This is a genomic window from Streptococcus sp. HMSC066F01 (genome assembly GCF_001837335.1).
Taxonomy (GTDB): Bacteria; Bacillota; Bacilli; order Lactobacillales; family Streptococcaceae; genus Streptococcus; species Streptococcus oralis_S.
In genome coordinates this window covers 428,242-441,079 of sequence record NZ_KV832119.1, presented here as the reverse complement: position 1 = coordinate 441,079, position 12,838 = coordinate 428,242, and the positions used below count along the sequence as shown (strand labels likewise).

General features: G+C 42.9%; 13 protein-coding genes. All 13 read left to right on the top strand.

Going from position 1 to position 12,838, the window contains the following annotated elements; all coding sequences use genetic code 11:
- Positions 1 to 32: 32 nt before the first annotated feature.
- The 13 genes from mutM to prsA all read left to right on the top strand — a co-directional run bounded on the left by mutM (position 33) and on the right by prsA (position 12,725).
- The gene (gene mutM, locus HMPREF2655_RS09390; RefSeq protein WP_049500853.1) at positions 33 to 857 is read left to right on the top strand and encodes a DNA-formamidopyrimidine glycosylase; all 825 of its coding nucleotides are present in this window, start codon (positions 33 to 35) and stop codon (positions 855 to 857) included.
- A complete protein-coding gene (gene coaE / locus HMPREF2655_RS09385; protein ID WP_049500852.1) occupies positions 857 to 1,462 on the top strand; it encodes a dephospho-CoA kinase in 606 nt (201 codons plus the stop codon). The genes mutM and coaE overlap by 1 nt, the downstream gene beginning before the upstream one ends.
- On the top strand, positions 1,449 to 2,648 hold the full coding sequence (locus HMPREF2655_RS09380; protein WP_070838695.1) for a multidrug efflux MFS transporter PmrA: 1,200 nt from the start codon (positions 1,449 to 1,451) through the stop codon (positions 2,646 to 2,648). The genes coaE and HMPREF2655_RS09380 overlap by 14 nt, the downstream gene beginning before the upstream one ends.
- Positions 2,648 to 2,797: a 50S ribosomal protein L33 gene (rpmG, locus tag HMPREF2655_RS09375; RefSeq protein ID WP_007519517.1), complete on the top strand. Its 150-nt coding sequence runs from the start codon at positions 2,648 to 2,650 to the stop codon at positions 2,795 to 2,797. Before HMPREF2655_RS09380 ends, rpmG begins: the two co-directional genes overlap by 1 nt.
- A 39-nt stretch (positions 2,798 to 2,836) precedes the next feature.
- Positions 2,837 to 3,070, top strand: coding sequence for a preprotein translocase subunit SecG (gene secG, locus HMPREF2655_RS09370; RefSeq protein ID WP_000282517.1), 234 nt, complete (start codon positions 2,837 to 2,839; stop codon positions 3,068 to 3,070).
- 94 nt (positions 3,071 to 3,164) lie between these two features.
- Positions 3,165 to 5,519 (top strand): ribonuclease R, encoded by a 2,355-nt coding sequence (gene rnr / locus HMPREF2655_RS09365; RefSeq protein ID WP_070838693.1) that lies wholly within the window; start codon positions 3,165 to 3,167, stop codon positions 5,517 to 5,519.
- On the top strand, positions 5,482 to 5,949 hold the full coding sequence (gene smpB, locus HMPREF2655_RS09360) for an SsrA-binding protein SmpB (protein WP_001051742.1): 468 nt from the start codon (positions 5,482 to 5,484) through the stop codon (positions 5,947 to 5,949). The genes rnr and smpB overlap by 38 nt, the downstream gene beginning before the upstream one ends.
- A 14-nt stretch (positions 5,950 to 5,963) precedes the next feature.
- Positions 5,964 to 6,824 carry an SAM-dependent methyltransferase TehB gene (gene tehB, locus HMPREF2655_RS09355; protein ID WP_070838691.1) on the top strand — a complete coding sequence of 287 codons (861 nt, stop codon included), beginning with the start codon at positions 5,964 to 5,966 and terminating at the stop codon, positions 6,822 to 6,824.
- Between the two features lie 174 nt (positions 6,825 to 6,998).
- Entirely contained in the window at positions 6,999 to 8,147 is a 1,149-nt protein-coding gene (locus HMPREF2655_RS09350; protein ID WP_070838689.1) for a PDDEXK family nuclease, read from the top strand.
- Between the two features lie 76 nt (positions 8,148 to 8,223).
- Positions 8,224 to 9,180, top strand: coding sequence for a competence protein CoiA (locus HMPREF2655_RS09345; RefSeq protein ID WP_033629881.1), 957 nt, complete (start codon positions 8,224 to 8,226; stop codon positions 9,178 to 9,180).
- Between the two features lie 18 nt (positions 9,181 to 9,198).
- Positions 9,199 to 11,001 carry an oligoendopeptidase F gene (gene pepF / locus HMPREF2655_RS09340; protein WP_033629880.1) on the top strand — a complete coding sequence of 601 codons (1,803 nt, stop codon included), beginning with the start codon at positions 9,199 to 9,201 and terminating at the stop codon, positions 10,999 to 11,001.
- A 1-nt stretch (position 11,002) separates the two neighbouring features.
- Positions 11,003 to 11,716 (top strand): O-methyltransferase, encoded by a 714-nt coding sequence (locus tag HMPREF2655_RS09335; protein WP_080702645.1) that lies wholly within the window; start codon positions 11,003 to 11,005, stop codon positions 11,714 to 11,716.
- Positions 11,717 to 11,783: 67 nt separating this feature from the next.
- Positions 11,784 to 12,725, top strand: a complete 942-nt coding sequence (prsA, locus tag HMPREF2655_RS09330; RefSeq protein ID WP_000728082.1) for a peptidylprolyl isomerase PrsA — start codon at positions 11,784 to 11,786, stop codon at positions 12,723 to 12,725.
- Positions 12,726 to 12,838: the final 113 nt, after the last annotated feature.

Genomic DNA, 12,838 nt, shown 5'->3' with positions numbered 1-12,838 from the left:
GCCTGCTTCTTGTTTTTACAGAAGGAGGATTTATGCCTGAATTACCTGAGGTTGAAACGGTTCGTCGTGGCTTAGAAAAATTGATCTTGGGAAAGAAGATTTCTAATATAGAGATTGCTTATCCCAAGATGATTAAGACGGATTTGGAAGAGTTTCAAAAGGAATTGCCTGGTCAGATTATCGAGTCAATGGGACGTCGTGGAAAATATCTGCTTTTTTTCCTAACAGACAAGGTCTTGATTTCCCATCTGCGGATGGAGGGCAAGTATTTCTACTATCCGGACCAGGTTCCTGAACGCAAGCATGCCCATGTTTTCATCCAGTTTGAGGATGGTGGTACGCTTGTTTACGAGGATGTACGCAAGTTTGGTACGATGGAACTCTTGGCGCCTGACCTTTTGGATGCCTACTTTATTTCTAAGAAACTAGGCCCTGAGCCCAAAGATCAGGACTTTGATTTGCAGGTCTTTCAAGCTGCCCTAGCCAAGTCTAAAAAGCCTATCAAATCTCACCTTTTAGACCAAACCTTGGTAGCTGGCCTTGGTAATATCTATGTGGATGAGGTTCTTTGGCGAGCTCAGATTCATCCAGCTAGACTTTCCCAGACTTTGACGGCAGAAGAAGCGTCAGCTATTCATGACCAGACCATTGCTGTTTTGGGACAGGCAGTCGAAAAGGGCGGTTCCACCATTCGGACCTATACCAATGCCTTTGGGGAAGACGGAACCATGCAGGACTTCCATCAGGTCTATGATAAGACTGGACAAGCATGTTCGCGCTGTGGGACAGTGATTGAGAAATTCCAGCTCGGTGGACGGGGAACTCATTTTTGTCCTCAGTGTCAAAGGAGGGGCTGATGGGAAAAATCATCGGAATCACAGGAGGAATTGCCTCTGGTAAGTCAACTGTGACAAATTTCCTAAGAGAGAAAGGTTTTCAAGTGGTGGATGCTGACACAGTCGTCCACCAACTACAGAAACCTGGTGGTCGTCTTTATCAGCTCTTAGTTCAGCACTTTGGACAAAAAATAATCCTTGAAAATGAAGAACTCAATCGCCCTCTCCTAGCTAGTCTCATCTTCTCAAATCCTGAGGAGCGGGAATGGTCTAAACAAACCCAAGGAGAGATTATTCGTGAGGAATTGGCTGCACTGAGAGACCAGTTAGCTCAGACAGAAACGGTTTTTTTCATGGATATTCCCCTGCTTTTTGAACAGGACTACAGTGCTTGGTTTGATGAAACGTGGCTGGTCTATGTGGACCGTGATGTTCAGGTGGAACGTTTCATGAAACGGGATCATCTTTCTAAGGAAGTAGCAGAGTCCCGTTTGGCCGCCCAATGGTCTTTAGAAGAAAAGAAAAAATTGGCGAGCCATATATTAGACAATAATGGCAGTCGTGATCAGCTTGTGGCTCAAGTAGTGAAGTTACTTGAAGGAGGCGATAGCTGTGCAAGATATTAGTTGGAAAGAGAATCTTCGTGTCGCCTGGTTCGGTAGTTTTCTAACGGGCGCCAGCATTTCCTTGGTCGTTCCTTTCATGCCTATCTTTGTGGAGCAGTTGGGAATTGAAGGAGACCAAGTTGCTTTCTATGCTGGATTAGCCATCTCAGTTTCGGCTGTTTCAGCAGCTCTAGTTTCTCCCATCTGGGGTATTCTTGCTGACAAGTACGGTCGAAAACCCATGATGATTCGAGCAGGTCTTGCCATGACCATTACGATGGGAGGTTTGGCCTTTGTTCCGAATATCTATTGGCTACTCTTTTTGCGCTTGCTCAATGGTGTATTTACTGGTTTTGTCCCCAATGCAACGGCCTTGATTGCTAGTCAGGTACCCAAAGATAAGTCTGGAGCGGCTCTGGGGACTCTATCTACAGGTGTAGTTGCAGGAACATTGACGGGTCCCTTTGTTGGGGGCTTTATTGCTGAAATTTTTGGTATTCGCAATGTCTTTTTATTGGTAGGTTCTTTCTTATTTTTAGCTGCAATCCTAACCATTTTCTTTATCAAGGAAGATTTTCAGCCAGTTGCTAAGGAGAAGGCTATCCCAACGAAAGAAGTATTTTCTTCTTTCAAGTATCCTAGACTCTTAGTAAACCTATTTTTGACGAGCTTTGTCATTCAATTTTCAGCTCAATCAATTGGCCCCATTTTAGCTCTCTATGTGCGGGACTTAGGGCAGACTGAGAATCTCCTCTTTGTATCAGGATTGATCGTATCCAGCATGGGATTTTCTAGCATGATGAGTGCTGGAATTCTAGGAAAACTTGGCGATAAGGTAGGGAATCATAGATTGTTGGTCGCGGCGCAGATTTATTCCGTCATCATTTACCTTCTTTGTGCCCATGCAACCAGCCCCCTTCAACTTGGCTTGTATCGTTTTCTCTTTGGTCTGGGAACAGGAGCTCTCATACCAGGTGTCAATGCTCTTCTTAGCAAAATGACTCCAAAATCAGGTATTTCACGGATTTTCGCCTTCAACCAAGTCTTTTTTTACCTTGGTGGAGTGATCGGACCTATGGCGGGATCCGCAGTTGCAGGATATTTGGGCTACCATGCTGTCTTTTATGCGACAGCAGCCTGTGTAGCTTTCAGTTGTTTATGCAACTTAGTACAATTTAGATCATTATTAAAAGTAAAGGAAATCTAGTGCGAGTAAAAATCAATCTCAAGTGCTCCTCTTGTGGCAGCATGAATTATCTAACCAGTAAGAACTCCAAAACCCATCCAGACAAGATTGAGGTGTTAAAATATTGTCCAAAGGAAAGAAAAGTAACTTTACATCTTGAATCTAAGTAGAATTTATGGTAAAATAATAGGGATTTTAAGGAGTTTGATATGTATAACCTATTATTAACCATTTTATTAGTATTATCTGTTGTGATTGTGATTGCGATTTTCATGCAACCAACTAAGAACCAATCCAGCAATGTATTTGATGCCAGCTCAGGTGATTTGTTTGAACGTAGTAAAGCGCGTGGTTTTGAAGCTGTGATGCAACGTTTGACAGGTATTTTAGTCTTTTTCTGGCTAGCCATTGCCTTAGCATTGACGGTATTATCAAGTAGATAAGAAATGGGCGAGACTAGGTCTTAGCCTATTTTTATTTTGAATGATGTTTACTAAAGTTATCACTCAAAAAATTATAAAAATCTAGAAAGAAAACATGAAAGATAAAATTAAAGAATATTTGCAAGAGAAGGGGCGAGTGACGGTAAATGATCTTGCTCAGGCTCTCGGAAAGGATGGGTCCAAGGATTTCCGTGAGTTGATTAAAACCCTGTCTCTGATGGAAAGAAAGCACCAGATTCGCTTTGAAGATGATGGTAGCTTATGTCTGGACCAAAAGAAGAAACATGAAATCACTCTCAAAGGGGTTTTTCATGCCCATAAAAATGGCTTTGGCTTTGTCAGTCTAGAAGGCGAAGAGGACGATCTTTTTGTAGGAAAAAACGATGTCAATTATGCCATTGATGGTGATACCGTTGAGGTCGTGATCAAAAAAGTCGCTGACCGCAACAAGGGAACTGCTGCAGAAGCCAAAATTATCGATATCCTAGAGCATAGTCTGACAACAGTTGTCGGGCAAATCGTTCTGGATCAGGAAAAGCCCAAGTATGCCGGCTACATCCGTTCAAAAAATCAGAAAATCAGCCAACCGATCTATGTGAAGAAACCGGCTATCAAGTTGGAAGGTACAGAGGTTCTCAAGGTCTTTATCGACAAATATCCAAGTAAGAAACATGATTTCTTTGTCGCTAGTGTGCTAGACGTGGTGGGGCACTCGACTGATGCTGGGATTGATGTTCTTGAAGTCTTGGAATCCATGGATATTGTCTCAGAATTTCCAGAAGTTGTTCTCAAGGAGGCAGAAAGTGTGCCAGATGCTCCGTCTCAAAAGGATATGGAAGGTCGTCTGGACCTGAGAGATGAGATTACCTTTACCATTGACGGTGCGGATGCCAAGGACTTGGATGATGCGGTACACATCAAGCCTTTGAAAAATGGCAATCTAGAACTCGGAGTTCACATCGCAGATGTTTCCTACTATGTGACTGAGGGTTCTGCCCTTGACAAGGAAGCCCTTAACCGCGCGACTTCTGTCTACGTGACAGATCGAGTGGTGCCAATGCTTCCAGAGCGTCTGTCAAATGGTATCTGCTCTCTCAATCCTAAAGTAGATCGCTTGACCCAGTCTGCTATTATGGAAATTGATAAACATGGTCGTGTGGTTCATTACACCATTACCCAAACTGTTATCAAGACTAGTTTTCGTATGACCTATAGCGCTGTCAATGACATCCTAGCTGGCGATGAGGAAAAAAGACAAGAGTTTAAGAAAATTGTTCCTAGTATCGAACTCATGGCCAAGCTTCATGAAAGGCTAGAAAGCATGCGTGAGAAACGTGGAGCTCTCAATTTTGATACCAGTGAAGCTAAGATTCTAGTGGATAAAAAAGGCAAGCCTGTGGATATCGTTCTTCGCCAACGAGGCATTGCAGAGCGCATGATCGAGTCCTTCATGTTGATTGCTAACGAAACGGTTGCCGAGCACTTCAGCAAGCTGGACCTACCTTTTATCTATCGGATTCACGAGGAGCCTAAGGCTGAAAAAGTTCAGAAGTTTATTGATTACGCTTCGAGCTTTGGTTTGCGAATTTATGGGACTGCCAGTGAGATTAGCCAGGAGGCCCTTCAAGACATCATGCATGCGGTTGAGGGAGAACCCTATGCAGATGTATTGTCCATGATGCTTCTCCGATCCATGCAGCAGGCTCGCTATTCCGAGCATAATCACGGTCACTATGGACTTGCTGCTGATTATTACACTCACTTTACCAGCCCTATTCGCCGTTATCCAGACCTCCTTGTCCATCGAATGATTCGGGATTACGGCCGTTCTAAGGAAATAGCAGAGCATTTTGAGCAAGTGATTCCAGAGATTGCAACCCAGTCTTCCAACCGTGAACGTCGTGCCATCGAGGCAGAGCGTGAAGTCGAAGCCATGAAAAAGGCTGAGTACATGGAAGAATATGTGGGTGAAGAGTATGATGCGGTTGTATCCAGCATTGTCAAGTTTGGTCTCTTTGTTGAATTGTCAAACACGGTTGAAGGCTTGATTCATATCACTAATTTGCCTGAATTTTATCATTTTAATGAACGTGATTTGACTCTTCGTGGGGAAAAATCAGGAACAACTTTCCGTGTGGGACAGCAAATTCGAATTCGAGTTGAAAGAGCCGATAAGATGACGGGAGAGATTGATTTCTCTTATATTCCAAGTGAGTTTGATGTCATCGAAAAGGGCTTGAAACAAGCTGGTCGCAGAGACAGGGGTCGTGGTTCAAGTCGTCGTTCGGATAAGAAGGAAGACAAGAGAAAATCAGGGCGCTCAAATGATAAGCACAAGCATTCACAAAAAGATAAAAAGAAAAAGGGAAAGAAACCTTTTTACAAAGAAGTAGCTAAGAAAGGAGCCAAGCATGGCAAAGGGCGAGGGAAAGGTCGTCGCACAAAATAAAAAGGCGCACCACGACTATACAATCGTAGATACGCTAGAGGCAGGAATGGTCCTAACCGGAACTGAAATCAAGAGCGTTCGAGCAGCTCGAATCAATCTCAAGGACGGCTTTGCCCAAGTAAAAAATGGGGAAGTCTGGCTGAGCAATGTCCATATTGCCCCTTACGAAGAGGGCAATATCTGGAACCAGGAACCGGAACGACGTCGCAAACTTCTGCTCCATAAGAAGCAAATTCAAAAATTGGAACAAGAGACCAAAGGGACAGGAATGACCCTTGTTCCCCTTAAAGTCTATATCAAAGATGGTTATGCTAAACTCCTTTTAGGACTTGCTAAAGGGAAACATGACTATGACAAACGGGAGTCAATCAAGCGTCGTGAACAAAACCGCGACATCGCGCGTGTGATGAAAGCTGTCAACCAGCGTTAAGAAGAGGAAGTAAAATGGAAAAATTAATTGCCTATAAACGGATGCCCTTGTGGAATAAACAGACCATGCCTGAAGCAGTTCAGCAAAAGCACAATACTAAAGTCGGCACCTGGGGAAAAATTACTGTCTTGAAGGGGGCACTCAAGTTTATTGAATTAACCGAAGATGGTGAGGTTCTAGCTGAGCACCTCTTTGAGGCAGGTGCAGACAATCCTATGGCGCAACCACAAGCCTGGCACCGAGTAGATGCTGCAACAGACGATGTAGAGTGGTACTTGGAATTTTATTGTAAACCTGAGGATTATTTCCCTAAGAAATACCAGACCAATCCAGTCCATTCGGAGGTCCTAGAGGCTATGCAGACGGTGAAACCAGGTAAAGCCTTGGATTTAGGTTGTGGTCAGGGGCGTAACTCTCTCTTTCTTGCACAGAATGGTTTTGATGTGACAGCTGTTGACCAAAATGAATTGTCCCTTGAAATCTTGCAAAGCATTGTAGAACAAGAGGATCTAGACATGCCTGTAGGACTATACGATATCAATTCAGCCAGCATTGGGCAAGCCTATGATTTTATCGTTTCAACAGTTGTTCTGATGTTCCTACAAGCGGACCGCATTCCAGCTATTATCCAAAATATGCAGGAGCACACCACGGTTGGTGGCTATAACCTTATCGTCTGTGCCATGGATACAGAGGATTATCCTTGCTCAGTCAACTTCCCATTCACTTTTAAAGAAGGGGAGTTGGCGGACTACTACAAAGATTGGGAATTGGTTAAGTACAATGAAAATCCAGGACATCTGCACCGTCGTGATGAAAATGGCAATCGCATTCAACTACGCTTTGCGACCATGTTAGCCAAAAAAGTCAAGTAAATCAAACTTAACCCAGCGAATAGAAATCACTTTGCAAGGTTTCTATTCGTTTTTGTTTGCGTTGGTTGATTGGGACGAGCAGGTTTTATGCTATACTAGAAGTAGGAAATCTGAGCAGTAGAGGTCTATTACTGTCTCTCTGCTTAATCAGTTGTAGATGATGGAGGTGATCAAATGACGAGTCTTTTGGTGGAGCTGTATGATCGGCATGTATTGGAAAAGAATGTCTACCAAGCCTTTATCAGTGATTGTGACGAGATTCTTTTTCTATCTTTGACGAAAATAAGCAATGATGAGAAAGTCTCCCTCCGTCAGTTTATCATGGATGAGGTGCCTCATATCCAACGAGTGACCTTTCGTCAGCTCTCCTTAGAACAACTAGTGGACCAGTTAGATTATTGCCTAACAAGTTACGACCAAGTCCTTCTCGATGTTTTTGGTGGGGATTCGCTACTAGCCTTATCCCTATATCAATACGGCTTGGATCGGGACCTCCCCATCGTTGCCATGGATGTCGAGCGGGGAAAACAATACAAGTGGATAGCCGGTCAGTTAGAAAAAGAAGACTTGGACATTCCAACCCTAAGCATCCAACAGCTGATAGCCTTGCGTGGTGGAAAAATGCTCAAATCAAAACGCCCTATCCACTCAGATCAGCAAATTGCAGCCATTAAAAAGCTAGCCAGCTCTGCTATTTCCAATCCTGCTCACTGGTATCAAGTGACCCAATTTTTCTCTCTAGCTAAGACCAATGACCTGCATGCTGAGACAGAAAAGATACTGGAAAACAATGGCAGGTATTATCACTATCCAAAATCCCTTATCCCCTTACTAGTGGAAGCGGGGATGCTTTGTATTGAAAGCGAAGACAAGAAACGAGTAGCATACAGCTTTCCAAGTCAAGAAGCTCAAGTTTTTTGCCGCAACAAGGGGCATATTTTAGAGGTGTATCTTTATCTCTTGGCGCTGGAATCGCAGCTGTTTGATGAGTGCATGATAGGTGGTGAGATTGATTGGAATGGCATCTTTCCAGAGGCAGACAATGTTCAAAATGAGATTGATGTCATTCTGAGAAAGGGGCGCTCAATTACCTTTATCTCCTGCAAGATGACAGATTTATCAGTTGAAGCCATCAATGAACTAGAAGTCTATGCCAATCATTTTGCCGGGGAAAGTTGCCTCAAGTTAATTGTCTGTACGGGGAAAATCAATCCTGTTTATGCCAATCGCTGCCAAGAATACGGCGTGCTGGTCATTAGAAGTGATCAGATTTCCAATCTCATTCCCATGCTAAAAAAATATTCTAAGAGACAAAAAAGATAAGAAATAGTATTATGAAAGGCTGGAATTCCAGTCTTTTTTAGTTCTTTTTCGAATAAATGAGAAAAGGAGGTAGCCCATGTTTGTAGCCAGAGATGCCAAGGGGAATTTTGTGAATGCCCTCGAAAATGATGTGACCAAGCAAGCTTATACTTGTCCAGCCTGTGGAGGCGGACTACGATTACGCCAAGGACAGAGCATTCGAACGCACTTTGCCCATGAAAGGTTAAGGGATTGTATGGCCATTTTTGAGAATGAAAGTCCAGAACACTTGGGCAACAAAGAGGGCCTTTATCACTGGGCCAAGAAAGACAATCAGGTCGCCTTAGAATATAGTCTGCCCGAGATTCAGCAGATAGCAGATGTTCTCGTCAATGAAAAATTAGCACTGGAGGTTCAGTGCAGCCCCTTGTCTCAAAAGCTTTTAGGCGATAGAAGCCAAGGATACCGCAGCCAGGGCTATCAGGTTATCTGGCTACTGGGAGAAAAACTCTGGTTAAAGGAGCGATTAACACAACTGCAAAGGGGCTTTCTCTATTTTAGTCAAAATATGGGTTTCTTTGTTTGGGAACTGGATCTCAAAAGGAAAATTTTGAGACTCAAATATCTTCTGCATCAGGATCTACGTGGCAAGCTTCATTTTCAGGTCAAAGAATTTCCCTATGGAAAAGGAAATCTCTTGGAAATTCTACGATTTCCTTATCAGAAACAAAAACTGCCTCGTTTTGCAGTTGTGCAAGATTCCACTATCTGTCACTACATTCGCCAACAGTTGTACTACCAAAACCCTTACTGGATGAAAAAACAGGAGGAGGCTTATCAACGAGGAGACAATCTATTAAACCGTCAACTGGATGACTGGTATCCCCAGGTCAGACCGATAGAGTCAGGAGATTTTTTGCAGATTGAAACGGATTTGGCTAGCTATTATAGAAATTTTCAGGCCTACTATCAAAAAAATCCGAAAAATAATCGCCAAAAGCTCTATCCACCAGCCTTTTATCACTTATATTTCTCAAAAAATGTGGTAAAATAGAAAGGATGGAGGAATCTTATGGTATTACAACGACATGAAATAAATGAAAAAGATACATGGGATCTTTCGACAATCTACCCAACAGACCAGGCTTGGGAAGAAGCCTTGAAAGATTTAACTGAAAAAGTACAAACAGCAGCCCAGTATGAGGGACATCTCTTGGACAGCGCAGACAGTTTGCTTGAGATCACAGAATTCTCACTCGACTTGGAACGCCAAGTTGAAAAGCTTTATGTCTATGCGCATATGAAAAATGACCAGGACACGCGTGAGACCAAGTATCAAGAGTACTATGCCAAGGCAATGACCCTATACAGTCAGTTAGAACAAGCCTTTTCATTCTATGAACCTGAGTTTATGGAGATTAGCGAAGAGCAGTATGCGGCCTTCCTAGAAGCTCAACCAAAACTCCAAGTTTACAAGCACTTTTTTGACAAGCTCTTGCAAAAGAAAGACCATGTTCTTTCGCAACGTGAGGAAGAATTGCTTGCTGGAGCAGGAGAAATCTTTGGTTCTGCTAGTGAAACCTTCGCTATTTTGGACAATGCGGATATTAGCTTCCCATACGTGCTTGATGACGAAGGCAATGAAGTGCAACTCTCACACGGTACTTACATCCGTTTGATGGAGTCTAAAAACCGTGAAGTGCGTCGTGGTGCCTATGAAGCCCTTTATGCGACTTACGAGCAATTCCAACATACTTATGCTAAGACCTTGCAGACAAATGTTAAGGTGCAAAACTACCGAGCAAAAGTTCGCAACTATAAGAGTGCTCGCCATGCAGCCCTCGCAGCAAACTTTGTTCCAGAAAGTGTCTATGACAATCTAGTAGCAGCAGTTCGCAAGCATTTGCCACTCTTGCATCGTTACCTAGAACTTCGTTCTAAAATCTTAGGTATTTCCGACCTCAAGATGTACGATGTCTACACACCACTTTCGTCAGTAGATTATAGCTTTACCTACGAAGAAGCCTTGAAAAAGGCAGAAGAAGCTTTGGCAGTTTTAGGTGACGACTACTTGAGCCGTGTTAAACGTGCCTTCAGTGAGCGTTGGATTGATGTCTATGAAAACCAAGGCAAGCGTTCTGGTGCCTACTCTGGTGGTTCTTACGATACCAATGCCTTTATGCTTCTCAACTGGCAGGACAATCTAGACAATCTCTTTACCCTTGTCCATGAAACAGGTCACAGTATGCACTCAAGCTATACTCGTGAAACCCAGCCTTATGTTTACGGGGATTACTCTATCTTCTTGGCGGAGATTGCCTCAACCACAAACGAAAATATCTTGACAGAGAAATTGTTGGAAGAAGTAGAAGACGATGCAACTCGCTTTGCTATTCTCAATAACTTCCTAGACGGTTTCCGTGGAACAGTCTTCCGTCAAACTCAATTCGCTGAGTTTGAACACGCCATCCACCAAGCAGACCAAAATGGAGAAGTCTTGACAAGTGATTTCCTCAATAAGCTCTACGCTGACCTGAACCAAGAGTACTATGGACTCAGCAAGGAAGACAATCCTCAGATCCAATACGAGTGGGCACGCATTCCACATTTCTACTATAACTACTATGTTTATCAGTATTCAACTGGTTTTGCAGCTGCTTCAGCCTTGGCTGAGAAGATTGTCCATGGTAGTCAAGAAGACCGTGACCGCTATATAGACTACCTCAGGGCAGGTAAGTCAGACTATCCGCTCAATGTCATGAGAAAAGCGGGAGTGGATATGGAAAAAGAAGACTATCTCAACGATGCCTTTGCAGTCTTTGAACGCCGCTTGAACGAGTTTGAAGCCCTTGTTGAAAAATTGGGACTAGCTTAAGATGGTAGAGTCTTATAGTAAAAATGCCAACCATAACATGCGTCGTCCCGTCGTCAAGGAAGAAATCGTAGAACTCATGCGCCAGCGTCAAAAGCAGGTGACAGGTTCCTTAAAAGAATTGGAGACCTTCGCTCGCAAGGAAAACATTCCCATTATTCCCCATGAAACAGTTGCCTACTTCCGTTTTCTCATGGAAACTATGCAACCTGAGAACATTTTGGAGATTGGAACGGCAATTGGCTTTTCTGCCCTCCTGATGGCGGAACATGCGCCAGATGCTAAGATTACAACCATTGACCGTAATCCTGAGATGATTGGCTTTGCCAAGGAAAACTTTGCCCAGTTTGACAGTCGTAAGCAAATCACCTTACTTGAAGGTGATGCTGTTGATGTTTTATCTACTTTGACAGAAACATATGATTTTGTCTTTATGGATTCGGCCAAGTCAAAGTATATCGTCTTTCTGCCTGAAATCCTTAAACATTTGGAAGTCGGTGGAGTGGTGGTCTTGGATGATATTTTCCAAGGAGGAGATGTTGCCAAGGACATCATGGAAGTCCGCCGAGGTCAACGCACCATTTACCGTGGTTTGCAAAGACTTTTCGACGCAACTTTGGACAATCCAGGTCTAACAGCAACTCTAGTTCCACTTGGAGACGGCATTCTCATGCTAAGAAAAAATCTAGCAGAAGTAGAGCTTCCTGAGAGCGAATGATTTTCAGAAAAATTTAAGAAATTATAGTAAAATAGATAAGGTAACACTTACCGTAAAAGGAGTAAAAATGAAGAAAAAACTTATGGCAGGAGCCATCACACTTTTATCAGTAGCAACACTTGCAGCTTGTTCAAACAGTTCTGAAGGAAAAGATTTGATCAGCATGAAGGGCGATGTGATTACAGAGCATCAATTCTTTGAAGAAGTAAAGAACAATCCAACTGCGCAACAAGTCTTGCTCAATATGACCATCCAAAAAGTATTTGAACAACAATATGGATCAGAGGTAACGGATAAAGATGTGGATGACGCCGTTGCTGAAGAACAAAAGAAATACGGCGATAGCTACAACAGCGTGCTTCAACGTGCAGGTATGACACCTGAGACTCGTAAAGCTCAAATCCGTACCAGCAAATTGGTTGAATTAGCGGTTAAGAAGGCTGCAGAGAGTGAGTTGACAGACGAAGCCTACCAAAAAGCTTTTGAGTCTTACACACCAGATGTAACAGCTCAAATCATCCGTTTGGATAATGAAGACAAGGCAAAAGAAGTACTTGAGAAAGCTAAAGCAGAAGGTGCGGATTTTGCTCAGTTGGCAAAAGACAACTCTAACGACGACAAAACAAAAGAAAATGGTGGAGAAATCACTTTTGACTCTGCTTCAACAGAACTTCCAGAACAAGTCAAGAAAGCAGCCTTTGCCTTGGATGTGAACGGGGTTTCTGATGTGATTACAGCTACTGGAACACAAGCCTACAGCAGTCAGTTCTACATCATCAAAGTAACGAAGAAAACAGAAAAATCTTCTAATATAGAGGATTACAAAGAAAAATTGAAGACCATCATCTTGACTCAAAAACAAAATGATTCAGCCTTTGTTCAAGGAGTAATTGGTAAAGAATTGCAAGCAGCAAACATCAAGGTTAAAGACCAATCATTCCAAAACATCTTCACCCAATACATCGGTGGTGGTGACTCAAGCTCAAGCAGCAGTTCTTCATCTAACTAAGTAAGCAAAAAACAAATCTCAAAAGAGATTTGTTTTTTTATACCTGATACGAGAAAATGAGTAAAATTCGAAGGATTAAAGGATAAGAGTTTTTTTCTTTCTGAAAAAGTGGT